Source organism: Streptococcus sp. V940, from assembly GCF_054353495.1.
Genome location: NZ_JBTHHZ010000003.1, coordinates 106,890 through 130,253, shown reverse-complemented (window position 1 = coordinate 130,253; position 23,364 = coordinate 106,890). Strand labels below are relative to the sequence as shown.

Below are 23,364 nucleotides of genomic sequence, written 5' to 3'. Positions count from 1 at the left end.
ACAGGTTTTTTTAACTTTTTTTAAATCCTATTTCCATCAACCGCGATACACTCATAGTCCGTACGGGATTCGAACCCGTGTTACCGCCGTGAAAAGGCGGTGTCTTAACCCCTTGACCAACGGACCTGAGCTTTTTAACTCTTTCTATTATACCTACTTTTAGAATCTTGTCAACTAGTTTGATTTGTTTTTTCTGAAATTTTTTTACTGGTTTTTCATAGATTAGTTTCTATAATAAGGAAGAGAGGATATAATAGTATCCTCTCTTGTATCTCGTCTACTAATATTTTAGTTTTCTTCAGCCATTTTTGATTTGACTTCATCATATGATAGGGCACGTGATTCCTCTTCTACTGATTCAGGCATTTTCCCTGTTTCGTAAAGAGATTTGATTTGTGTACTATCCAATGTTTCATATTTTAATAAGGCTTCTGCAATTAATTTATGCGTTTCACGATTTGATTGAATAATTTCAGCTGCTTTATTACGTGCTTCATTTAACAATGCTCGAACTTCTTCGTCAATTTCATAAGCTGTACGCTCTGAAATAGATTTTTGTGGAGTTTGAGCACCAAACATTGCATGATTTCCTTCGTATTGAACAGGTCCGAGTTTTTCACTCATACCATACTCTGTAACCATTGCACGCGCCATTTGTGTAGCTTGCTCAAAGTCGTTAGACGCACCTGTTGTTTGGACATTAAAGATGATTTCTTCAGCAACACGTCCACCCATCAAACCAGCTAATTGTTCTTTCATATCTTCTTTAGATAGCAACATTTGATCTTCTTTTGGAAGAGCAATCATGTACCCACCAGCTCGACCACGAGGAACAATTGTTACCTTATGAACGACACGCGCATTTGATAAGACTAACCCTACGATAGTGTGCCCTGCTTCGTGATAAGCAACCATTTCACGTTCTTTTTGGGAAACAGTTTTATCTTTCTTAGAAGGTCCTGCAATAACGCGATCTTCTGCCTCATCAATATCAGAAGCATCAATGACTGATTTGTTGCGACGGGCAGCAACTAATGCCGCTTCGTTCAATACATTTTCTAAATCAGCACCAACAAAACCTGGAGTTTGTTGTGCTACTAACTTCAAATCCACATCTTCTGCTAGAGGTTTATTTCTAGCATGGACTTTCAGAATTGCTTCGCGTCCTTTAACATCTGGACGACCAACCAATACTTTTCTGTCAAAACGACCTGGACGAAGAAGGGCTGGATCTAGAACATCTGAACGGTTTGTTGCCGCAATGACAATGATTCCTTCATTTCCTTCAAAACCATCCATTTCAATCAAGAGTTGGTTCAAGGTTTGTTCACGTTCATCATTACCTCCACCAAGACCGACACCACGTTGGCGACCAACGGCATCAATTTCATCGATGAAGATAATAGCTGGTGCTGCTTTTTTAGCGTCCTCAAAGAGTGAACGTACACGGCTGGCACCGACACCGACGAACATTTCTACGAAGTCAGAACCTGAAATACTAAAGAACGGTACTCCAGCTTCTCCTGCTACTGCTTTAGCAAGTAATGTTTTACCAGTTCCCGGAGGTCCTTCTAAGAGAACACCAGCTGGGATACGAGCACCTAATTTTGTAAAGCGTTTTGGATCTTTCAAGAATTCAACAACTTCAACAAGTTCTTGTTTTTCTTCTTCAGCTCCTGCGACATCTGAAAAGCGTACTTTGATATTTTCCTTATTAGCAGCCTTAGCTTTACTGCGTCCAAAGCTCATCGGATTGCGTCCGCTATTTCCTCCCATATTTCCCATCATAGAAAATAGGAAGAAGAATAGAATGGCAAATGGCACTACCGAAACTAGGATGTTAATCCACATACCACTTGAGCTTTCGTGCTTGACTTCAACTTGTGTTTGGTGTTCACCAGCTAGTTTTTGCAAATCTGCTACAGTAGTATCCGATGGAAGAATAATACTTGTAAATTTTTCTACTTTTGTTGCAGAAGGTGTGAAAAACTGAATACCTGTTTCCGGTTTTTCTGTTTTAGCAGTTTTATAGACACCAGACACTTCAATAACACTACCACTTGGTTGATAGGTTATTTCTTTTACATTGTCATTAGTGATTTCCTGCACCAATTCTGAGTATTTAATTTGTTGACTGTGCCCAGCAGCTCTCCCAGCGAAAAAGTACTGAAATCCCGTTACTAGCAAGAAAATCATCAACAAATAAAGAAATGGATTTTTTATAAAACCATTATTTTGTTTTTGCATTCAACAACTTACCCTTCTATTTTGAGTAAACTTCCTCTTTCAATACGCCTACATAAGGAAGGTTACGATAATTTTCATTATAGTCTAAACCATAGCCTACAACGAATTCATTTGGAATTGTAAAACATGTATAATCTGCTTCAATTTCTACAGTACGTCCTTCTGGTTTATCCAGCATAGTAACAATCTTAACAGACGCTGCTTCTCTAGCAGTAAACATATCTCTCAAACTTTTTAATGTTTGTCCAGTATCAATAATATCTTCTACAAAGACAATGTGTCTACCTTTAACATCTTGAGTGACATCTTGTTTGATATTGATGACACCACTACTTACAGTTCCACCATGATAACTAGAAACCATCATAAAATCCATTTCAAGATGAGTGTCGATATATTTGACTAATTCTGCCATAAAAGGAATAGATCCTTTTAAAATCCCAACTAAAATCGGATTCTTACCTTCGTAATCTTTTGTCAATTGAGCACCTAATTTCTTAGCCGCTTCTGTAATTTCATCTTGTGAAATCAAAATCTTCTTGATATCTTGTTCTAACATGATTTTACCTATCTATTTTTTCTATATAAAGTACAGTGTTCATTATATCATTTTTCATTTTTATACTCAAATCACTGAGTTCAATTCCTAAAATTGAACAAATCTTTCCGAATTGCTCAACAATAATCGCATTTTTTCGTTTTTCTGCAGGTATTTTTAAATCAATAAAAAGTCGCCTTACTTTTTTTCGATGACCATTTATTATCAAATAATCACCTGGCTGTCGATGCCGCAAAATCAATGATGTTTCACGGGAAACATTTATTTGTTGAACATTTTCACCTTTTAGAGGAATTCCAAATGAAAATATAAAACCTTCATAATAAACTTGATTTTGATAGTTTAACACACACTCACTACTTTTTTCATCAGACTTTGGTCTGATTTTACCAATTTGAAAGTGCTGGTATTCTTTTATAAGTTCATAACCATTTTTTATATTATGGCGATATTGACTCTTAGTTTTTAAAATATGATGAATTTCTTGAAATTGTTCTCTTGTTACATTTAAATCAGCAAAACGACTAAGGTATTGTTGTAGTAAAACTCTTTGTGTTGCTTCGGAAAAAGATAAAAACTGAGTTAAATCTTCCACATCAACCGCTTGAGATAATTCAGCCAGAGCAATTTGATAATCAGAAACTTCTTTTCCAAACACTGAAATTGCTTTTTTTACCTGAACATTTTCTTTTTCTAACTGTGGCAGATAGAGGTTGCGAATACGATTGCGAAGATAGTGATTTTCTTTATTCGTTGAATCTTCAAAATGATCAATTTTAGGAAAATCCTTCTTATAAAAAGACAACAAAGGACGAATCAACTCTCCCTTAGCAAATATTTGTCTTTCTTTAATAGCTGATAAATGTTGTAGTCTGACACCTCTAATCAACCGCATAAAGATCGTCTCAACTTGATCATCTGCATGATGAGCTGTTACAAGAGCTGTAGATGAAGTTTTCTCCATCATTTCTCTAAAGAATTCATAGCGAAATTGACGAGCATTCGCTTCTGAAAAATCTCCAGTAAAACAAGCTACATAAATTGGAACTCCAGCTTGTTCAGCTAATTTTCTTAATTCATTTTCTTCCTTATCTGACTCTGGTCGTTGTTTATGATTTACATGAGCTAAAAACAATTCAATACCAAGTTCTTTTTGATAGGTCAAAAGAAGTTGAAAAAGAAACATCGAATCCAATCCACCAGACAAGGCCAGCACAACTCTTGAATGTCCTTCAAAGTAACCTTTTTCTAGAAAATGATTTAAAAAATCGCGGTCTCTCATTTTAGGACCTCGTAGACATCCTTAGCAATTTTAGAAATAGTATCGTAATCAGAATTTTTGGTAAAGATTGAAATAACGAAAAGAGAATCTGTATAGACTATTCCCACATCGTGTTTAAATTCATCTGCATCCCCAATTTTATGGGCTACCTTAGCAGAAATATTCTTAGCAATCCGCTGATTATCAAAAGATGTTTGTGAAAGAGATTCTAAAACAAAACCATTCTGATTATAAATAGATTCCATAACTTGACCAGCCATTTTAGCTGAAGCCATCTTATCTGTCACATCCCATTCTTCACCTGCGATAGTAGCCATCTCTGTTTTAAAGGCTTCATCTGATTTATTCGTAATATAATAAGCAAGAATATTATGAGCTACATTGTCAGATTCTTTTGCAGTTTTTGTGATTAAATCTTTGATTGTGTATTCTTTATTGTCCGCTGTTTTAGGGAGACTTCCGCTTCCTTCCGGTTTATAAGAACCAGGGAAATCATTAACTTCGGAAACATACTTCAATTTCGTGTCAAGTTGGTAATCACCTTGATTGATTTTTTCCTGAACAGAATAAAGATAAGGTAATTTCATAACACTAGCAGCGTACATTTTTTGATTTTCATTAATGCCAGCTTCCTTACCTGTACTCAATTGTTTAATATAAATAGAGAACTGTTCATTTTGATAATTTGCAGATAGCAACTCTTTTACTTTCTGAATACGATTATCATCATCGGAAATATAATCCGTCGAAATCCAGCCCGTTTGCTTGATATGTAAGAATTCACGACCTTCAGCAAAAATAGACATATCTGCCTCAACTTCTTGATAAGGCGCTAAAGTAGACTTTAATTCTTGTTGATCATAAGGACTATTATAAACGACAAATCCCGGTTCTAACCATACTCGCTTAGAAAAATCGTTTACGATAGAATTATCGTATAAAAGTCGTTTATCAGCCATCACAAATTGATTATTAGACAATTTAAAGACAGGCTGTCCTTGTTTATTTAATCTCCATTCTAAAACAGATAATTTTGTTTCCTCATTGACTTTTCCTGATGCATTAATTAGGTCTTCTGTAGAATAAACTGGTGTCTCACCATAAAATTTTGGAGATTCTATAATATCTTGATAATAAAAATGATACGGAGTATGAGTTAAAGAATAAACTTCTTGTTTTGGAATAATAACTGGATTCTCAGTGCTTACTACTTGAACGCTTTTTAGGAAAATAGGAAGTAGTAATATCACTAAAAATTTACGCATTCTTTTTCCCCTCTTCTTCTTGTAGTCGTAACAGATGATTCTTTTGAGCTAACTCATCTAATTTTTCATCTGACTGACTTAAAAATTTTTCGATAATATCTAATAAATTTTCCATTTCACATTACCTAGGAAGTAAGTCCGGAATTGTATAAACTTCCTCCCATGTTTTTGAATAATAATATTTTGCACGGGAATATTTAGCCGCATAGGATTCATCTTTTAGCTTAGTTGCTAAACTAGCTTCTTTATCCTTTTCATCGCTCAAGTCCTGATATTGTTTTTTCAAATCAGCTAGTTGCTGGCGACGTGTTAGTAATTGTTGGTAACTTTGTGCTAAATTGTAAGTTGGTAAGATGAATAGCAACATAATTAAAATCAAAACCCAACCCATAAAACGATTACGTTTTTGACGTTCTTCCATCATGTACTTACGTCGTTGGTGTTCATTTTGAATAAATGAATTATTCATTTGGACTATTTTTTTATACATCGTCTTCTACCCTTGTTTCACTGATAATTTCATACATTCCAGCTGCATCTTCTTTTTTTGTGCTATCTTTCATTTCGAGCACCTTTACAAGCAACATTTTATTTCCAAAACGAATTTCAACCTGATCATTGATTTTTAAATCAGTTGAACTTTTAGCAAGGATACCATTTACCTTGATTCGCCCTTTATCTGCAACTTCCTTAGCTACCGTACGGCGTTTAATAATTCGTGATACTTTTAAATATTTATCTAATCTCATCTTATAATACCTCAAATTATTATTGTACCATTTTTATCCCTTTTATAGAAGAAAAAAGGTAATCCCTAATGTGACTCTTTTAAGTCTTTTATCTTCGCTAACGATTCTCCAAAGGTTAAGAGTCCTTCTAAAATCTCATAATCTTTTTTATTTCGAATATCAAATACAACTTCGATTAAACCTTGATTTTCAGAAATATTAGCCTTCAAATTTGTATGTGAAAGGGCTTGGAAATAATCTTGAGTTAAGAATAATTGTTGCGATATTTTTTCAAATTGAATAACAAGCTTATCATTTCTTCTTTCAACACGATTGACAAAAACTTTATCAAGATAAGCTTTAGCTAATCCAATTTCTAAGAGGTAAGCAACTACATCTGGATACTCTCCAAATCTGTCTATCAACTCATCTTGTAATTCTTCGTAGTTGACACGGTTCTCAATTTGACGAATTCTCTTGTAAATTTCAATTTTATGTCGTTCATCTGAAATGTACTCATCCGGAAGATAAGCATCAATTTTTAGAATTAACTCAGCATTTCCTTTTTCACGTTTCTTGTCAGTTCCATTTTTCTTAACAATTGCTTCTTCCAGTAACTGAGAATACAGTTCAAAACCAACAGAATCGATAAAACCGGACTGCGAACTTCCTAAAAGATTACCCGCTCCACGAATGGATAAATCGCGCATAGCGATTTTGAAACCAGAACCCAATTCGGTAAATCCCTTGATAGCTTCTAATCTCTTCTCAGAAACTTCTGTCAATGATTTATCTGGTCGATACATAAGATAGGCATAAGCAATACGATTACTACGACCAACTCGACCTCTTAATTGATACAAGGTTGACAATCCCATATGGTCTGCATTTTCTATAAACAAGGTATTGGCATTTGGAATGTCTACTCCTGTTTCAATGATTGTTGTTGTTACTAAAATATCATATTCACCTTCGATAAAGTCAAGTAGTGTATTCTCCAAACGAATTTCACTCATTTGACCATGAACAAAACCAATAGAAGCTTCTGGAATCAGTTCTTGTAACTCTGAAACCTTCTTTTCAATCGTGTCAACTTTATTGTAAAGATAGTAAACCTGACCACCACGATCAATTTCTCTCAATACAGCATCTCGAATGACACGATCATTCTGTTCAAGGACATAGGTTTGTACAGGATATCGATTTGTTGGGGGAGTTTCGATGACAGATAAATCTCGAATACCTAGCATAGACATATGTAGAGTTCGAGGAATTGGTGTAGCTGTTAAAGTTAAGACATCAACCTTCTTTTTTAATTCCTTCAAAGCTTCCTTATGTTTGACACCAAAACGTTGTTCCTCATCGATGATGATCAAGCCTAAATCAGCAAATTCAACATCTTTAGACAAAACTCGATGGGTTCCTATCAGGATATCAACTTGGCCTTTTTTCAATTTTTCAAGTGTTTCAGTCTGCTCTTTTTTACTTCTAAAACGACTTAAAACATCTACATTGACAGCAAACTGCTCAAATCTTTCCTTGAAATTACTATAATGTTGCTGAGCCAAAACTGTAGTAGGTACTAAAACAACAACCTGTTTATGATTGTTGACAGCTTTAAAAGCAGCTCGCATGGCCACCTCAGTCTTGCCAAAACCAACATCTCCAACTAAAAGTCGATCCATTGGTTGAGAAGCCTGCATATCCTTTTTAATTTCATCTATACTTCGAAGTTGGTCCTCAGTTTCAACATAAGGGAAAGCCTCATCAAAAGCAACCTGATCTTCATCATCTTTTGAAAATGCAAAACCTTCAAGTTGACTCCTCTCTGCATATAACTTAATTAAGTCATCTGCAATGTCTTCAACTTGATTTTTAACTTTTTGCTTAGCTTTTTTAAAACGTCCATCGTTTAATTTGTTTAACTTTGGAGCCTTACCGTCACTTGAAACATACTTAGATAAGGTTTGGATTTGTTCTACAGGGATAGAAATACGATCTCCATTTTGATATTGGATACTTACATAATCTCGGTGAATCCCTTTGATTTCAATCGTTTCGATTCCTAAATATTGACCAATCCCATGAATTTGATGAACAACATAATCTCCTTTTTGGAGCTCATTATAGTCCTTTAATCTCTCAGCATTACTGATATTTTGTCTTCTATATTTACGTTTAATCTTCTTTTTGAAAATTTCATATTCAGTGATAAATACAAGATTCTCATCCACAAAATGAAAACCATGACGAAGGTTTCCTTCAACAAGATTGACAGTTCCTTTACAAATTTCACTTTGATTACTATTGTCAACTTTAATGCTATATTCATCAAGAATCGTTGACAGTTTTTTTAGTTCTGTTTGGCTGCTTGATTGAAGAACAATCGTATATTTTAATTTTTTATAGCGTTCAATTTCTTCTTTCAGAAAAGAAAACTGATTGAAGAATTCTTGCATAGTATATTGATTAAATTGATAAAGATGATCAAATTTTAAATTTCCAAGTCCCTTTTGAAAATTAGAAAAGAAGCTAGCCGGTAAATATTTTTTAAACTGACTTTCTACATCAGCAAAATATTGTAAACTTGATACAGCTTTACTATTGTGTAAATCCTCTATAAAGTAGCTAGCTGTTTCCTTATCAAAAATATCATACTGATTCATGATTTTTTGAAAATCATCAAAGATAATAGGTGCTTGGTTCAAGTAGTCAGTCAAGGTCCACTGTTTTTTATAAAAAACAGACAAAAATTTACGAATATCAGCATGAAGAACTTGCTCTTTCGCACAACTAAAAACTTCTTCTAGGTACGACTTTAATGTAGGTGAAATAGTTTTATCAATCTCATGTTCTAAGAATTGTTGACCACGATGATAATCTTCAACAGTTAATAAAATGTCACTAGCTGGATATATAGAAATTTCTAACCGACTTTCTTTTGATAATTGTGTATCTGCGTCGAATTCTCTAATCCCATCTATTTCATCACCAAAAAATTCTATTCGGTAAGGAGATAGTTGTGAAGTTTCAAAAACATCTAAAATATCCCCTCGAAGACTAAATTCACCTTGACTTTGAACTTGAGTAACTTTTTTATAACCAAGTGAAATCAATTGATTTTTTAATTCTCTTTGTTCACACTCTTCCCCAACTTCAAGTTTTAACACACTGTTATCAAAAGCTTGAGGATCTGGTAAGAATAAACGGCTAGCTGCCATGTTACAAACTAATATTCCTTTTTGAGATTTACCTCTTAGAAAACGCAAAGCTTCAACTCTTGAAAAAATCTTTTCTTGAGACGATACTAAAAATTCTACCATTGGTGAATCATCTACTAGAAATGGATAAACTAGATCTGAACCTAATATGGAGATTAAATCATTGACCAGACGCTCAGCTTCTCCATATGTGGAAGTCATAACTAAAACCTTATCCTGACTCTTCAGACTACTAGCAATCGCTAAAGACTTTGCTGAACCAGAGAGACCTAGTAGTAATTGTCTTTGTTTGAGAGATAAATGCTCATTCCATGATTGTATCTGCTTATTCTCTAAAAAGAATTCGATTAATGACATTCCCTTACCCATTGTATTTCTGCATTGTTTTTTCAAAGTTTTTCTCTTGTAAATAATAATTTACAGCATCGTCAACCTTGTCAATAGACTGTAAAATACCTATATAGTCATCCTTGTCAAATTTACTCAAAACGTGGTGAACAACAGACATTCCTTTTTTAGGTCTACCGATACCAATCTTTACACGATTGAAAACCTGTGTACCAATATGTTGGATAATTGACTTGATACCATTATGACCGCCAGCTGATCCTTTAGCGCGAAGTCGAATTTTTCCTACTTCCATGTCAAGATCATCGTAAATAATCAGTAAATCTTCAATATCTAAACCATAGTAGGTTAATAAAGCATGAACTGCTTTCCCACTTTCATTCATAAAAGTTGTTGGTTTCACTAGATAGATTTTTTCACCATTAAGAAAAAATGAAGCTAATTCAGCTTGGAATATTTTATCGTGTGTAAAGGATACATTCTGTTTTTTCGCTAGTTGATCAATCAGCATAAAACCAACATTATGCTTTGTCTCAAAATATTTATCCCCTGGATTTCCCAATCCCACAAGTAATTTTGTCATTTAAATTTCCTTTCAAAAGCCAAAAGGGTTGGAATTTTTTTCCAACCTAATTGACACTATTTAAAATGTTGATTATACGTTAAAGCGGAATTCCATAATATCGCCATCTTGAACGACATATTCTTTTCCTTCTTCACGCAAGCGTCCAGCTTCTTTTACAGCCTTTTCAGATCCGTATTTAATCAAATCATCATAAGACATAGTCACTGCACGAATAAAGCCTTTTTCGAAGTCAGAGTGGATAATTCCAGCTGCTTGAGGAGCTTTTATGCCACGTTTAAAGGTCCAAGCACGAACCTCTTTTTCACCAGCTGTGAAGTAAGTTCCAAGTCCAAGTAGATGGTAAGCAGCACGAGTCAACTTGTCCACACCTGATTCTGTCAAACCAATGGCTTCAAGAAACTCTTTTTTATCTTCATCGTCTAATTCAGAAATTTCTTCTTCAGCACGCGCCGAAATGACCACTACCTCTGCATTTTCTGTTGCTGCGAATTCACGAATTTGTTTCACATAATCGATAGATTCTGGGTCTCCAACCACATCCTCATCCACATTCGCTACATAAAGAACTGGTTTCGTGGTCAAAAGGAAAAGACCTTTAACTACTTTTTGCTCTTCATCTGTAAATTCAATAGTACGAGCTGATTTACCGTCTTCAAGGACAGGTTTAATCTTTTGGAGAACGTTAAATTCTGCAACTGATTCCTTATCTTTTTGCGTACGTGCCATCTTTTCCACACGCGCATAGCGTTTATTAACAGATTCTAAGTCAGCAAGAATCAATTCTAGGTTAATGGTATCAATATCTGCCAATGGATCTACAAAAGCATCTTCACGACCTTGCTCACGCATGACATTTTCATCATCAAAGGCACGAACTACATGGACAATGGCATCAACTTCACGGATATTGGCCAAGAATTTATTACCGAGACCTTCTCCTTTTGACGCACCTTTTACAATCCCTGCAATATCTGTAAATTCAAAGGTTGTTGGGACTGTCTTCTTAGGAGTAATCATTTCAGTCAATTTTTGTAGGCGTTCATCTGGAACTTCTACCATCCCAACGTTTGGATCAATAGTTGCAAATGGATAGTTTGCAGCCTCTGCTCCTGCTTTTGTAATTGCATTAAATAGGGTTGATTTACCAACGTTTGGCAAACCCACGATACCTGCTGTTAAAGCCATAATTTCTCATTCTCCGTTCACATTTCAATCTTCAATATTATAACACAAAAAGGGAAAACTTGCTAACCCTCTAACTCCTTGCATTTAGTCGATAATTTTACTCATTTTTCTTTCAAAATCATAGCGACTCATCATGACAACATGATCACAATTACTGCATTTTATTTTGATATCTGCACCTAGACGTGTAATTTCCCAACGATTAGCTTTTTTGCCTGTAGATTTGATTGTACAAGCATGTGGTTTTTTCATTTCAACAAAATTTCCAACTTGATACATACTACTCTCCTTTTCATATTTCTGATTATATCATAAAAGAGGTGAGCTAGGCTCAACCTCTTTAACTTAATTTGTACGAACTGGTGTAATCAGCTGCATGAAATCTTCATCTGTATCAGCTGGGACCAAAGTAAATGGACGAACCGCTGAAATGAAGCTGATTGTTACCTTTTCACTATTCAAGGCTTTTAGTGCTTCAATCAAGTAAGTTGGGTTAAAGCTAATAGTTAAATCTTCACCAGATACAGCAATTGTATCGATTTCTTCGTTTACTTTACCAACTTCTGGAGAATTTACATGAGCTGTAACTACTCCTTGTTTGATTTCTAATTTTACAGTTCCATTTTGAGTAGCACTTGATAAAAGACGTGCACGTTCCATAGATTGACGTAGATTCACAACATCAAAAGTCACTGTCGTATTAAAATCTGTTGGAATCAGACGATCTGTATCAGGATAATTACCTTCTAAGAGACGTGTATAGAAACTAATATTTTCGCTTCTAAAGAGAATTTGGTTGTTTGCGAAGAAAATCTCTACTGTTTCAATATCGTCCGTAAAAACAGCTGAAAATTCGCGTAGAGAGCGACTTGGGATAACAACATCAAAATTATCACTATTTTTTTCAAGAGTTAATTTTTTCTGGCTGAGACGATGTGAGTCTGTTGCTACTGTTTTCAATTCTTGATGATTACTTAGGACAAAGTGTACACCAGTCAAGATTGGACGGCTTTCTTGTACACTAGCAGCAAAGGCAGTTTCGTTGATAATCTTCTTAAGAAGTTTTGTTTCAAGAACTAGAGGATTACTTGCTGCAATTTCCTGAATACGTGGATACTGTTCGCTGTCTTTTCCTTTCAGAGTAATTTCTGATTTTCCACTTGTTAGTACAATTTGATGTTGTTCAATTTCTTTAAAATCAAGAGTCACATCTGGAAGACTTGATACTACATTGATAAAGAATGAAGCTTCTAGAAGGATAGAACCTAAAGAGTTAATCAAAAGACCTGCATTTTCATCTTTTTGAGAAATGAAATTCTCAATTGAAATTTGACCATTTGATCCAATTAATGTAATTCCTTCGTTAGTCACATCAATTTTAATAGTTGATAAAACAGGAATAGCATTTTTTGAACTAATAGCACGTTTAGTAATATTTAATGATTGCAGGAATAAATTTTTATTAATAGAAAAATGAATCATGGAATCTCCTTTATTTATTTTTATTATTAGAAGGATAATAGTAATAGTAGGTTGTGTGAAATCTGTGGAAAACCAAGTCTAGTTTAGAAAAATCAAGAAGTTATACTTGTTTAAAATTTGTTAATAAATCAGTAAAATTTTAAACACTTATCCACAAGTTATTTGATTTTCTTTTTGATGGTTTCGATTTCTATACGTAATTTATCATCAGTTTCAATCATAGATTTGATTTTTGCATGAGCATGAATGACGGTTGTATGATCTTTACCACCAAATTCTTTTCCGATTTTTGGAAGACTGTTATCAGTTAATTCTCTAGCTAGGTACATAGCAACTTGACGAGCTAGAACAATATTCTGAACACGTCTAGTTCCCTTCATCTCCTTAACGCTCACATCATAAAATTTTCCGACTTCCTCTTGGATTTTTTCAATCGGAATGACGATCATGGTGCTGACGCTTTGTTTTCGAGCACGTATAGCTTCAGATGCAATATCAACAGTTATAGTGTTGATTTGTTTAACTTTAGCCATAAGACTAATATCTTTGAGGGCACCTTCTAATTCACGTACATTTGAATCAAACTGGCCAGCCAAATATTCGATTGTGTCAGGTTGAAAATGATAATCTAAATCCTCTGTTTTACTGTTTAAAATAGCGATACGAGTTTCGAAATCAGGTGGAGTAATGTCCGTTGTTAATCCCCATGAGAAGCGCGTGACAAGTCGTTCAGGTAGATTTTCTAGTTGTTCTGGCCTACGGTCACTCGTTAAAACGATCTGTTTATTATTACTGTGAAGTTTGTTAAATGTATTGAAAAATTCATCCTGAGTTTGCACTTTATTTCCACTAAGAGATTGAATATCATCAATAAGAAGGAGATCTAGACTTCGATAGGTTTTTTTAAAATTATCCATATCATTGAGTCTTAAATGATCTAAAAATTCATTAATAAAACTTTCAGCAGGAATATATTTTACACGCGCATTAGGATTTTTTTTGAGAATTTCATTACCCAAAGCATTGAGCAAGTGAGTTTTCCCTAGACCAGGTCCTCCATATATAAACAGAGGATTATAAGTTAGTCCAGGATCTTCCGAGACGGCTAAAGCAGCAGACTTGGCCCAAATATTTCCATCACCTTGGATAAAATTATCAAAAGTATAGATGTCTCTTAATCCTGTTTCTGAATAGGGTATAGATTTTTTAATTTCTTCCTGTTGATGATTACTGTTTTCAACATTGCTTGCTATATCGGAGGTATTAGAATCTTCTTTAGTCAATACATATTGAGCTTTTATTTCAGTGTCATAGATTTGAAAACCGACAGCTACAATAATATCATTGAGTTTTGTACTCCAAACCATTTCCATTTCAGATCTTGGCAAAAATATGGTAGCTACATTTCCCTCAACCTTTATTAATTCAGCAGGTGTTGCGTAGAAATCAAACATTGATCGTGTCAATCTCTCTTTAGCTAATTCTAAAATCTGATTCCAAAATTGTTTTTCTTTCAACAACAAACCCCTCCTTTTCTAAATGGTGTAATCTTAAACACTATTTTATCACATAGCAAGCAATTTTTCCACAACTTGTGAAAAACAATCCACAATGTTTAAAAGATTTATCCACAATTTGTGGATAAAAGGTCTAGATTTTGATTTAATAGCCTTTTTCTATACTAATCCAGTGGATAAGTATGTGAGTTTAGAAAAATAAAATAACAGCCTTATTTCAGGCTGTTAATAAAACGTTGGTATTCTTCTTGATTATGAAAAGAGATAGTTATTTTTCCTGCCTCTTTTTTTTGAAGGACTATTTGGACATCTAATCCCAACAATTTTTTCAAATTTTCTTCTTCTTCTTTAATAAAGTGATCTTTTTCTTTGCTTTTCTTCTTATTTTTTTCTTCTTTAAGTAGATGTTCCACCTGCCGAACTGATAAATCCTCTTTCTGAATGCGATTGAGTAAATTTTTTTGTTCTTTCAAAGGTAGTTGGATTAGCAGTCTAGCATGTGCTTGAGACAATTTTCCAGTTTCTACTTCTGTTAAAATAAAATCAGGAAGTGTTAGCAAGCGAACAAGATTAGTGATATAAGGGCGTGATTTCCCTATTTTTTCAGCAATGTCTGCATGAGTATATCCTTTATCAATTAAAGATTGATAAGCTTTTGCTTCTTCAATCGGATTTAAGTCTTCTCGTTGTAAATTTTCAATGATTGAGTGAACCATCATATCCTGATCAGATAATTTTTTAATGATTACAGGAACTTCTGATAGCCCAGCTTCTATCGATGCCCGATACCGTCTTTCTCCAGCTAGGATTTCATATCCGATAACTGGAGATTGACGGACAATGATGGGTTGAATTAAACCATTTTCTTTAATAGATTGGGCAAGTTCTTGAATTTTTTCTTTTGAGAATTCTTTACGAGGTTGATAGGGATTTTTTTGAATATCACTGATACGAATTAGTTTGAGTTCTTCCATATCTCTACAGTATCATATCTTTAATATTCTGTAAAGTAGGTTTACAAATATGTAAACTATTAATTTAAATCACTTGTACTCTTATCTAGTTTGATTTTAGTTGTTTCTTCTTTACCATTACGGTAATAAGTTACAGTCATTTCATCACCAATAGAGTGACTGTAAAGTGCATTTTGCAATTCAGTAGTAGAAGAAATCTTAGTATCATCTATTTTTGTGATAACATCATATTGTTGTAAATGTCCATTTGCAGGCATATTCTTTTGAACAGAACGAACAGCTACACCAGAAGTAACATTGTCAGGAAGTTTTAATTTTTGTAGATCGGCAGTGCTAAGGTTTGTTAAATTAACCATGTGGATACCGAGAGCTGGTCGAGTTACTTTTCCATCTTTTTCCAACTGTTTGATAATATTCTTAACATCATTTGCAGGAATAGCAAAACCAAGACCTTCTACGGATGTTCCACCATTAGAGGCAATTTTACTTGATGTAATACCGATCACTTGTCCCTGAATATTAATCAAAGGACCTCCAGAGTTACCTGGGTTAATAGCTGTGTCTGTTTGGATAGCATTTGTTGAAATAGCTTGACCATCTTCAGATTTCAAAGAAACGTGTCTGTTCAAGCTTGATACAATTCCTTGTGTAACTGTATTTGCATATTCTGAACCTAAAGGACTACCGATTGCGATAGCTGTTTCCCCGACAGATAATTGACTTGAGTCACCAAACTCAGCTACTGTAGAAACCTTCTCTGAAGAGATTTTTACTACTGCAATGTCAGAATAAGTATCAGAACCAACAATTTCACCTGGTACTTTTGTTCCATCTGCTAGACGAATATCAACTTTTTTAGCTCCACTAATAACGTGAGTGTTGGTTACTAGATAAGCATCATCCCCATCTTTTTTATAGATAACACCAGAACCTTCACTGTTAATTTGTTCAGTGTTTGAATCTGTATCAGTATCATCAGATCCAACAAAACTACTTTGAGAGTTTCCTGAATAAGTGATAATCGATACAACTGCATCTTTAACTTTATCTACAGCCTGTGTGGTAGAATTTTCATTTTTCGAAGCAGTCTGAGTGACCGCTGCACTATTTTGTTCTCCACTTCCCTGCTTTTGGTTGAATTGAAGAACAGCCAAACTTCCTAATAGACCACTAAAAAAACTAATAAGTATAACTAGTAAAAGTTGTCCAATTGTTTTTGAAAACTTGTTTAAGTTTTTCATAGAATCCTCCATATTTGATTAATTAGTGAAAGTATAGAATTATTAACTTAATTCTAACTTAAAAAACTTAAGTTTTCAACAATCTGTGGATAATTGTTGAAAATTTGTGAATTTATTATGTTTTTTCACCTTTTTCATTTGTGAATAAGATGTGAATAGAACACGATTATGGTAAAATAGAAGCATGAAAATAAAAATTGTAACAGTTGGAAAACTAAAAGAAAAGTATCTCAAAGATGGAATTGCAGAATATTCTAAAAGAATATCACGATTTGCTGCTGTAGAAATGATTGAATTAGCTGATGAAAAGACACCAGATCGTGCCAGCGATTCAGAAAATGAAAAAATCTTGAATTTAGAAGGAAATCGAATCCTTTCCAAAATTGGGGATAGAGAATTTGTTGTTGTTTTGGCTATTGAAGGGAAGACATTATCTTCTGAAGAATTTAGTAGCCAATTAGAACAAGCTTCTATAAATGGTTATTCAACCTTAACCTTTGTTATCGGTGGAAGTTTAGGATTATCCAATGAAGTGAAAAAACGAGCTAACCTATCAGTAAGTTTTGGCCGTTTAACTCTTCCACATCAATTAATGCGTCTAGTTCTTGTAGAACAGATATACCGAGCCTTTACCATCCAACAAGGTTCTCCCTATCATAAATAGGATTGACTATTTTCGATTATTTTGATAAGATTAACTAGTTAGGTCTCATAGCTCAGCTGGATAGAGCATTCGCCTTCTAAGCGAACGGTCGCAGGTTCGAATCCTGCTGGGATCATATACTAGATTTAACGCTGGGGAAACCCAGCGTTTTTTGTAAAAATTGACAGTTCAGGTACAAAAATGTGCACTTGAGAATGAAATGTTTTAAAACAGACTCCGTTTTGTATAATAGGCTTGTAAGTTAATTTACAAGAAAAAACAACAAAGGAGAATTTAATATGGAAAAAACAGTTAAATTAGAGCAGTTCAAAAAACTTACAGAAGAAGAGTTACAGGAAATTCAAGGTGGGGATTGGAGATTTTTAGGCTCAATACGTGAACTTATATTTCCAAAGAAAAAATAAAAAAAGGTAAAGAGTAATGGATTTATTTGGATTATTTATAGCTATTTTCTATTTTTTTATAATTAGCAAAAGTTATAGATGGATATGTAAAGTAACTAGAAAAGAACAATTTATTTTTCTATGTTATACACTTATTTCAGTGTTATTACTTGAGGAATTTATTAGTCTATTAAACTTAGGTGGCTTTGGTATATCTAAATTTTTATTTCCATTACTTATTTCCATTTACCAGATAGAATTAAAGAAATATAATAAGTACAAGGCTATTTTTATCAGTCTACTATTGTCTTTACTATATCATAGTACTCATACTTTTATAGCAGTAATCATATCCTCTATTACAGGTGATTCTTTTGTAACAAAATATGAAGCTCTCTTTTTTGTAGTAGTTTTATTGCTGACTTATTTTGTAATAAAAGAAATTATTACTTATTTTCACCTTGAACTTCATTATTTTGACAAAGATTACCTCTATCCATTTTTAAAAAAAGTTATACTTGGTTTCTTTACTTTACATATTCTATCATTCATTTCAGATATGGTAAGTACTCATGCACATTTTAATAGCTTTGGTAGTATTTTAGCAACAATTGTCTTTATTTGTTTACTACTAATCTTCTTCGCTATGAATTCTTATAAGGTGCGAGTTGAAAAAGAAATAGCCCTAAAACAGAAAAAATTTGAACAAGAACATTTACAGACTTATACAGATGAAATTGTGGGTTTGTATAATGAAATCCGTGGATTTCGTCATGATTATGCAGGGATGCTTGTCAGTATGCAAATGGCTATTGACAGTGGAGATTTACAGGAAATTGACAGAGTTTACAATGAAGTTCTAGTCAAAGCTAATCAAAAATTACGTTCAGATAAGTATACATACTTTGATTTAAACAATATAGAAGATTCAGCTTTACGAAGTTTGATTGCTCAATCTATTGTATATGCCAGAAATAATGACGTAGAGTTTACACTAGAAGTAAAGGATATTATCACAAGGTTGTCAATTGATTTACTTGATCTTGTGCGTATTATGAGCGTATTATTGAACAATGCCGTTGAGGGTGCTGCAGAAAGTTCCTCAAAACAAATGGAAGTTGCAGTGATTAAGATGGATTTAGAAACAGTTATCGTGATTCAAAATTCGTGTAAAATTACCATGACGCCTTCAGAAGACTTGTTTGAACTAGGTTTTTCTACTAAAGGTAGAAATAGAGGAATTGGCCTTAATAATGTCAAAGAGATTTTGGATAAGTATGAAAATATCATTTTAGAGACAGAGATGGAAGATAGTAAGTTTAGACAGATTATTAGATTTAAGAGAGAGTTTGAATGAAAGTATTAATTTTAGAAGATGTTATTCAACATCAAGTCAGATTAGAAAGAACCTTGGATGAAATTTCAAAGGAATTGAATATTCCTATTTCTTATAAAACAACAGGTAAAGAACGAGAATTTAAGGAATATATCGAAAATGATGAAGTAAACCAGCTTTATTTTCTAGATATTGATATTCATGGCGTTGAGAAAAAAGGATTTGAGGTAGCACAGTTTATTCGTCGCCACAATCCCTATGCAATTATCGTATTTATCACTAGTAGATCAGAATTTGCTACCTTAACTTACAAATATCAAGTATCAGCCTTGGATTTTGTTGATAAAGATATCAATGATGAATTATTTAAAAAACGTATCGAACAGAGTATCTTATATACCAAAAGTATGCTGCTTGAAAATAAAGATGTTGTGGATTATTTTGACTATAATTACAAGGGAAATGATTTGAAAATTCCCTACCATGATATTTTATATATTGAAACAACAGGAGTATCTCATAAGTTAAGGATTATTGGTAAGAATTTTGCCAAAGAATTTTATGGTACTATGGCGGATATTCAAGAAAAAGATAAAGATACTCAAAGATTTTATTCTGCTCATAAATCATTTCTTGTCAATGTAGGAAATATTAAGGAAATTGATCGAAAAAATTTAGAAGTGGTTTTTTATGAGGATCATCGTTGTCCAATTACCCGTCTAAAGGTACGGAAATTAAGAGATATTCTGGAGAAAAAATCTAAAAAGTGATTGACAATTAGTAAGAAATTGATATAATGGTTATATCTGCTACAGATAGATGGTCCGTTGGTCAAGGGGTTAAGACACCGCCTTTTCACGGCGGTAACACGGGTTCGAATCCCGTACGGACTATATTATCCGCCATAGCTCAGTTGGTAGTAGCGCATGACTGTTAATCATGATGTCGTAGGTTCGAGTCCTACTGGCGGAGTTAAACAAAAAGAACACCATTGGTGTTCTTTTTTTGTCTCTAATTTACATCTCCTAACATTTTCATAAGAAAGTTTGTCATTTCTTGTGGACTTTCTTTTTTTCCATGAGCAATCCAGGTTTGGCATACACCAAATAGTGCGTTTGTTAGATAAATACTGCTATACTCTAACTCAATATTGTTTAAATTTAATTGCATAAAGCGTTTTTGGAGGTCAGTACTAAGCATAATGTGAAGTTTATTTCTCAGGAAGTTTTGTATCTCTTTTGTACCATTTTCAGATAGAAGAGCAGCTAGTAAAGGTTCAGACTCTAAGTATTCAAACACTTCTAGAATAGCATCTCTTTTATGATTTGCGTGTTTTTGGAAAATATACTCAAAGGTATGAAAAAGCTTACTTTGGTAATGTTCAATCATATCATACTTATCTTTGTAATGAGTATAAAAACTAGACCGACTAATTCCGGCTTTTTCTGCCAGCTTAATAGTGCTAATTTGATCAAATGGTTGTTCCGTTAATAATTGAACCATGGCGTTCTCAATAGTACGTTTGGTTTTTAAGCGTTTGTTACTTTCTTTCATAGTTCCTCCTTGTGAACAAAAATAGACTCAATGTCTAAAAATGATAATTTTGACTTGTAAATAAGATTTTTTAATGTATAATCTATTATATCAAAATTTTAGACAATATGTATAAAAAAAGGAGACAATATGTTTAAAGAATGGAAAGCAATATTTAAAAAACCAACCTTTATCATTGTAATGATAGGGATTTCTCTTATTCCTGCTTTATACAATATCATATTTTTATCATCTATGTGGGATCCATATGGCCAGTTATCTGAGTTACCTGTAGCGGTCGTTAATAATGATAAAGAAGCATCTTATAATGGAAACACAATGACTATTGGAAAAGACATGGTTTCCAATTTAGAGCAAAATAAATCATTAGATTTTCATTTTGTCAGTGAAGAAGAAGGTAAGAGGGGTCTAGAAAACGGTGATTACTATATGGTAGTAACTTTACCAAGTGACTTATCTGAAAAGGCTGCTTCTATTCTATCAGATCACCCAGAACAAATGAATATTAACTATCAAACTTCTAGCGGGCATAGTTTCATTGCAAGCAAGATGAGTGATTCTGCCATGACACAGTTAAAACAAAATGTTTCTGCTAATGTAACCGAAACCTATATGAAAGCTTTATTTCAAAAGATGGGAGATTTAAAATCTGGTTTAACGAAGGCAGCTGATGGAAGTGAACAATTGGCCAATGGGGCTAGTCAGTTAGCTGTAGGAAGTCAGACATTGTCTTCTAATCTTGATACTTTAGCTAGTTCAAGTTTAACCTTTTATGATGGCACAAATCAATTTACAAAAGGGTTGACAACGTATGTAACAGGAGTAAAGCAACTGAATAGTGGCTTAGGTACATTTAATGATGGTTTACAGAACTATACAAGTGCAGTTTCACAGATTGACACTGGACTTAATCAATTATCTTCCAAGACTCCAGAATTAGTAGCAGGTGTCAATCAGCTAAATATTGGAATGAAGTCATATGCAGGAGGAGTTTCGCAACTGAATACAGGTCTCAATCAATTTTCAGTTGGTGTCAATGCTTACACAAGCGGTGTTGACAAGCTATCTATTGGGGCAAATCAATTATCTAGTCAATCAGATACATTAAGAGACGGTATTACCCAATTAAATAAAGGGATTAAAGAAATTTCGACTCAATTGAATACTTCATCTCAACAAAAAGAGGAAATCACTCAATTAGCAACTAGTTTAGATGAATTGAATAAAGCACTTCAAGCTGTAACTATTTCAGATAATACTGAACTTAAAAGTACAATATCTAATGATTTAGCGACTATATCTACTCTTGCTCAAACTATTGTGACTAATAGTCAAACAGAGCAAGAGAAAACTCTTACCAATCTTCAAGCAACAGCAACTTATCAATCTCTTACTGATACTCAGAAACAAGAACTGACTGCAGCTGTTTCAAATAATTCTAATTCTACGATAGAGTCAGCAAAAGCAATTTTAACGACGATAGGAGATTTAAAAGAAAATTTGGGAAGTGTAAACCAACCAGTCTCTAATCTATCTACTTTACAGACTAAAGCAAATCAAGTATTACCTGTGGCGTCTAGTTCCTTGACATCTATGTCAAGTGGATTTACACAGTTGCAAAATGCTGTAGATAATAAGTTAGTTCCTGGAAGTCAATCGATTGAAAATGGAGTTAATGATTATACTAAAGGGTTGGATACCATTTCTTTAGGTGTAAACCAACTAAATGAAAAGAATACAACTTTAACAACAAGTTTGGATCAATTGGTTTCTGGATCAAGTAAGTTGACAGAAAACTCTTCAACCTTGACAACTGGTTTGGATTCGCTAGCTGGGAAAACTCCAGAACTAGTAACAGGTATCGAAAAACTCTCATCTGGCTCAAGTCAATTAAATAGTAAGAGTCCAGAGTTAATGTTAGGTCTTGATAAAATATATCTAGGCTCAAGTCAATTAACGGATAAATCAAGTCAATTACTTTCAGCTAGCTCTCAATTAGGAAGTGGTGCAGAAAAAATTGCAGACGGTGCTGGGAAATTAGCAGATGGCGGTGCAACTTTAACTGCTGGTATAGAAAGTTTACAAGTAGGAGCTACAGGGCTAGGAAAAGGATTAAGTAATGCTAACAATCAACTAAAATCAGCATCAACAGAGCCTAATAATGCAGAAATATTATCTGAGCCTTTGAGTCTTTCAAAAACAGATAATGATCAAGTTCCTGTAAATGGAATTGCTATGGCTCCTTATATGATATCAGTCGCCCTCTTTGTTGCTGCATTATCAACAAATATGATTTTTGCTAAATTACCTTCAGGTCGTCATCCTGAAAGTCGCTGGGCTTGGTTTAAATCTCGCTTCGAGATAAATGGAGTCATTGCTGTGTTAGCAGCTGTCTTAGTCTATGGAGGAGTTCATCTTATAGGCCTAACGGCAAATCATGAAATGAGAACCTTATTCTTAATCATTATCGCAAGTTTGACCTTTATGTCGATGGTAACTGCTTTAACGACATGGAATAGTCGTTTAGGTGCTTTCTTCTCTCTTATTTTGTTATTATTGCAATTAGCATCAAGTGCAGGAACCTATCCACTTGCTTTGACAAATGATTTCTTTAAAGCTGTCAATCCATGGTTACCAATGAGTTATTCAGTTTCAGGATTGAGACAAACAATTTCTATGACAGGAAATATGCATCATCAAGTAATTTTCCTTCTTGTAACGTTAGTTCTATTCATAGGATTAGGTATGCTGGCTTATCAACCTAAGAAAATGGACGAAGATTAGATAGGTTT

General features: G+C 33.8%; 21 protein-coding genes and 4 tRNA genes. 8 read left to right on the top strand and 17 right to left on the bottom strand.

Going from position 1 to position 23,364, the window contains the following annotated elements; genetic code table 11:
* Window positions 1–54: 54 nt before the first annotated feature.
* The 16 genes from ACXYSM_RS08345 to ACXYSM_RS08270 all read right to left on the bottom strand — a co-directional run bounded on the left by ACXYSM_RS08345 (window position 55) and on the right by ACXYSM_RS08270 (window position 16,635).
* Window positions 55–126, bottom strand: a tRNA-Glu gene (locus ACXYSM_RS08345).
* A 162-nt stretch (window positions 127–288) separates the two neighbouring features.
* Window positions 289–2,247 (bottom strand): ATP-dependent zinc metalloprotease FtsH, encoded by a 1,959-nt coding sequence (gene ftsH, locus ACXYSM_RS08340; RefSeq protein ID WP_458634996.1) that lies wholly within the window; start codon window positions 2,245–2,247, stop codon window positions 289–291.
* A 16-nt stretch (window positions 2,248–2,263) separates the two neighbouring features.
* Window positions 2,264–2,806 carry a hypoxanthine phosphoribosyltransferase gene (hpt, locus tag ACXYSM_RS08335; protein ID WP_006149113.1) on the bottom strand — a complete coding sequence of 181 codons (543 nt, stop codon included), beginning with the start codon at window positions 2,804–2,806 and terminating at the stop codon, window positions 2,264–2,266.
* Between the two features lie 4 nt (window positions 2,807–2,810).
* Entirely contained in the window at window positions 2,811–4,088 is a 1,278-nt protein-coding gene (tilS, locus tag ACXYSM_RS08330) for a tRNA lysidine(34) synthetase TilS (protein ID WP_458634995.1), read from the bottom strand.
* The gene (locus ACXYSM_RS08325) at window positions 4,085–5,353 is read right to left on the bottom strand and encodes a serine hydrolase (protein WP_458634994.1); all 1,269 of its coding nucleotides are present in this window, start codon (window positions 5,351–5,353) and stop codon (window positions 4,085–4,087) included. The genes tilS and ACXYSM_RS08325 overlap by 4 nt, the downstream gene beginning before the upstream one ends.
* Window positions 5,346–5,468: an SP_0009 family protein gene (locus ACXYSM_RS08320; RefSeq protein ID WP_004250924.1), complete on the bottom strand. Its 123-nt coding sequence runs from the start codon at window positions 5,466–5,468 to the stop codon at window positions 5,346–5,348. The genes ACXYSM_RS08325 and ACXYSM_RS08320 overlap by 8 nt, the downstream gene beginning before the upstream one ends.
* Window positions 5,469–5,474: 6 nt before the next feature.
* Window positions 5,475–5,843, bottom strand: a complete 369-nt coding sequence (locus ACXYSM_RS08315; RefSeq protein ID WP_004250925.1) for a septum formation initiator family protein — start codon at window positions 5,841–5,843, stop codon at window positions 5,475–5,477.
* Window positions 5,836–6,102: an RNA-binding S4 domain-containing protein gene (locus ACXYSM_RS08310; protein ID WP_024053357.1), complete on the bottom strand. Its 267-nt coding sequence runs from the start codon at window positions 6,100–6,102 to the stop codon at window positions 5,836–5,838. The genes ACXYSM_RS08315 and ACXYSM_RS08310 overlap by 8 nt, the downstream gene beginning before the upstream one ends.
* 65 nt (window positions 6,103–6,167) lie before the next feature.
* Window positions 6,168–9,671 carry a transcription-repair coupling factor gene (mfd, locus tag ACXYSM_RS08305; RefSeq protein ID WP_458634999.1) on the bottom strand — a complete coding sequence of 1,168 codons (3,504 nt, stop codon included), beginning with the start codon at window positions 9,669–9,671 and terminating at the stop codon, window positions 6,168–6,170.
* Window positions 9,664–10,233, bottom strand: coding sequence for an aminoacyl-tRNA hydrolase (gene pth / locus ACXYSM_RS08300; protein ID WP_004250929.1), 570 nt, complete (start codon window positions 10,231–10,233; stop codon window positions 9,664–9,666). The genes mfd and pth overlap by 8 nt, the downstream gene beginning before the upstream one ends.
* Before the next feature lie 72 nt (window positions 10,234–10,305).
* Complete coding sequence (gene ychF / locus ACXYSM_RS08295; protein ID WP_458634993.1) at window positions 10,306–11,421, bottom strand: redox-regulated ATPase YchF; 1,116 nt, start codon at window positions 11,419–11,421, stop codon at window positions 10,306–10,308.
* Between the two features lie 84 nt (window positions 11,422–11,505).
* The gene (locus tag ACXYSM_RS08290) at window positions 11,506–11,700 is read right to left on the bottom strand and encodes a DUF951 domain-containing protein (RefSeq protein ID WP_004250933.1); all 195 of its coding nucleotides are present in this window, start codon (window positions 11,698–11,700) and stop codon (window positions 11,506–11,508) included.
* A gap of 66 nt (window positions 11,701–11,766) precedes the next feature.
* Complete coding sequence (gene dnaN / locus ACXYSM_RS08285; protein WP_006154821.1) at window positions 11,767–12,903, bottom strand: DNA polymerase III subunit beta; 1,137 nt, start codon at window positions 12,901–12,903, stop codon at window positions 11,767–11,769.
* Between the two features lie 158 nt (window positions 12,904–13,061).
* The gene (gene dnaA / locus ACXYSM_RS08280) at window positions 13,062–14,420 is read right to left on the bottom strand and encodes a chromosomal replication initiator protein DnaA (protein ID WP_004250937.1); all 1,359 of its coding nucleotides are present in this window, start codon (window positions 14,418–14,420) and stop codon (window positions 13,062–13,064) included.
* A gap of 212 nt (window positions 14,421–14,632) precedes the next feature.
* The gene (locus ACXYSM_RS08275; RefSeq protein WP_458634992.1) at window positions 14,633–15,394 is read right to left on the bottom strand and encodes a ParB/RepB/Spo0J family partition protein; all 762 of its coding nucleotides are present in this window, start codon (window positions 15,392–15,394) and stop codon (window positions 14,633–14,635) included.
* A 59-nt stretch (window positions 15,395–15,453) separates the two neighbouring features.
* Window positions 15,454–16,635 carry a S1C family serine protease gene (locus ACXYSM_RS08270; protein WP_458634991.1) on the bottom strand — a complete coding sequence of 394 codons (1,182 nt, stop codon included), beginning with the start codon at window positions 16,633–16,635 and terminating at the stop codon, window positions 15,454–15,456.
* A 184-nt stretch (window positions 16,636–16,819) separates the two neighbouring features.
* On the opposite strand from ACXYSM_RS08270, the gene rlmH reads away from it, so the two are divergent.
* The 7 genes from rlmH to ACXYSM_RS08235 all read left to right on the top strand — a co-directional run bounded on the left by rlmH (window position 16,820) and on the right by ACXYSM_RS08235 (window position 19,990).
* Window positions 16,820–17,299, top strand: coding sequence for a 23S rRNA (pseudouridine(1915)-N(3))-methyltransferase RlmH (rlmH, locus tag ACXYSM_RS08265; RefSeq protein ID WP_006152892.1), 480 nt, complete (start codon window positions 16,820–16,822; stop codon window positions 17,297–17,299).
* A gap of 41 nt (window positions 17,300–17,340) precedes the next feature.
* A tRNA-Arg gene (locus ACXYSM_RS08260) sits at window positions 17,341–17,414 on the top strand.
* Window positions 17,415–17,577: 163 nt separating this feature from the next.
* On the top strand, window positions 17,578–17,703 hold the full coding sequence (comC, locus tag ACXYSM_RS08255) for a competence-stimulating peptide ComC (RefSeq protein WP_223334365.1): 126 nt from the start codon (window positions 17,578–17,580) through the stop codon (window positions 17,701–17,703).
* A 16-nt stretch (window positions 17,704–17,719) separates the two neighbouring features.
* The gene (gene comD / locus ACXYSM_RS08250) at window positions 17,720–19,039 is read left to right on the top strand and encodes a competence system sensor histidine kinase ComD (RefSeq protein WP_458634990.1); all 1,320 of its coding nucleotides are present in this window, start codon (window positions 17,720–17,722) and stop codon (window positions 19,037–19,039) included.
* Entirely contained in the window at window positions 19,036–19,788 is a 753-nt protein-coding gene (gene comE / locus ACXYSM_RS08245) for a competence system response regulator transcription factor ComE (protein WP_414265818.1), read from the top strand. Before comD ends, comE begins: the two co-directional genes overlap by 4 nt.
* 51 nt (window positions 19,789–19,839) lie before the next feature.
* Window positions 19,840–19,911 (top strand) — tRNA-Glu (locus ACXYSM_RS08240).
* Between the two features lie 5 nt (window positions 19,912–19,916).
* Window positions 19,917–19,990: transfer RNA gene (locus tag ACXYSM_RS08235), tRNA-Asn, on the top strand.
* 39 nt (window positions 19,991–20,029) lie between these two features.
* Here ACXYSM_RS08235 and ACXYSM_RS08230 read toward each other — a convergent pair.
* On the bottom strand, window positions 20,030–20,572 hold the full coding sequence (locus tag ACXYSM_RS08230) for a TetR/AcrR family transcriptional regulator (RefSeq protein WP_454380073.1): 543 nt from the start codon (window positions 20,570–20,572) through the stop codon (window positions 20,030–20,032).
* Between the two features lie 129 nt (window positions 20,573–20,701).
* Here ACXYSM_RS08230 and ACXYSM_RS08225 point away from each other — a divergent pair, with 129 nt between their 5' ends.
* Window positions 20,702–23,356 (top strand): YhgE/Pip family protein, encoded by a 2,655-nt coding sequence (locus tag ACXYSM_RS08225; RefSeq protein ID WP_458634989.1) that lies wholly within the window; start codon window positions 20,702–20,704, stop codon window positions 23,354–23,356.
* Window positions 23,357–23,364: the final 8 nt, after the last annotated feature.

What these genes read in the sequence shown, in the direction of transcription:
- comE (WP_414265818.1), top strand. Translation starts at nt 19,036, where the DNA reads ATGAAAGTATTAATTTTAGAAGATGTTATTCAACATCAAGTCAGATTA.
- ACXYSM_RS08270 (WP_458634991.1), bottom strand. Translation starts at nt 16,635, where the DNA reads ATGAAAAACTTAAACAAGTTTTCAAAAACAATTGGACAACTTTTACTA.
- comD (WP_458634990.1), top strand. Translation starts at nt 17,720, where the DNA reads ATGGATTTATTTGGATTATTTATAGCTATTTTCTATTTTTTTATAATT.
- dnaN (WP_006154821.1), bottom strand. Translation starts at nt 12,903, where the DNA reads ATGATTCATTTTTCTATTAATAAAAATTTATTCCTGCAATCATTAAAT.
- ACXYSM_RS08315 (WP_004250925.1), bottom strand. Translation starts at nt 5,843, where the DNA reads ATGTATAAAAAAATAGTCCAAATGAATAATTCATTTATTCAAAATGAA.
- ACXYSM_RS08225 (WP_458634989.1), top strand. Translation starts at nt 20,702, where the DNA reads ATGTTTAAAGAATGGAAAGCAATATTTAAAAAACCAACCTTTATCATT.
- rlmH (WP_006152892.1), top strand. Translation starts at nt 16,820, where the DNA reads ATGAAAATAAAAATTGTAACAGTTGGAAAACTAAAAGAAAAGTATCTC.
- ACXYSM_RS08325 (WP_458634994.1), bottom strand. Translation starts at nt 5,353, where the DNA reads ATGCGTAAATTTTTAGTGATATTACTACTTCCTATTTTCCTAAAAAGC.
- tilS (WP_458634995.1), bottom strand. Translation starts at nt 4,088, where the DNA reads ATGAGAGACCGCGATTTTTTAAATCATTTTCTAGAAAAAGGTTACTTT.
- ACXYSM_RS08320 (WP_004250924.1), bottom strand. Translation starts at nt 5,468, where the DNA reads ATGGAAAATTTATTAGATATTATCGAAAAATTTTTAAGTCAGTCAGAT.
- ychF (WP_458634993.1), bottom strand. Translation starts at nt 11,421, where the DNA reads ATGGCTTTAACAGCAGGTATCGTGGGTTTGCCAAACGTTGGTAAATCA.
- comC (WP_223334365.1), top strand. Translation starts at nt 17,578, where the DNA reads ATGGAAAAAACAGTTAAATTAGAGCAGTTCAAAAAACTTACAGAAGAA.
- ftsH (WP_458634996.1), bottom strand. Translation starts at nt 2,247, where the DNA reads ATGCAAAAACAAAATAATGGTTTTATAAAAAATCCATTTCTTTATTTG.
- ACXYSM_RS08290 (WP_004250933.1), bottom strand. Translation starts at nt 11,700, where the DNA reads ATGTATCAAGTTGGAAATTTTGTTGAAATGAAAAAACCACATGCTTGT.
- ACXYSM_RS08310 (WP_024053357.1), bottom strand. Translation starts at nt 6,102, where the DNA reads ATGAGATTAGATAAATATTTAAAAGTATCACGAATTATTAAACGCCGT.
- ACXYSM_RS08230 (WP_454380073.1), bottom strand. Translation starts at nt 20,572, where the DNA reads ATGAAAGAAAGTAACAAACGCTTAAAAACCAAACGTACTATTGAGAAC.
- pth (WP_004250929.1), bottom strand. Translation starts at nt 10,233, where the DNA reads ATGACAAAATTACTTGTGGGATTGGGAAATCCAGGGGATAAATATTTT.
- ACXYSM_RS08275 (WP_458634992.1), bottom strand. Translation starts at nt 15,394, where the DNA reads ATGGAAGAACTCAAACTAATTCGTATCAGTGATATTCAAAAAAATCCC.
- mfd (WP_458634999.1), bottom strand. Translation starts at nt 9,671, where the DNA reads ATGGGTAAGGGAATGTCATTAATCGAATTCTTTTTAGAGAATAAGCAG.
- hpt (WP_006149113.1), bottom strand. Translation starts at nt 2,806, where the DNA reads ATGTTAGAACAAGATATCAAGAAGATTTTGATTTCACAAGATGAAATT.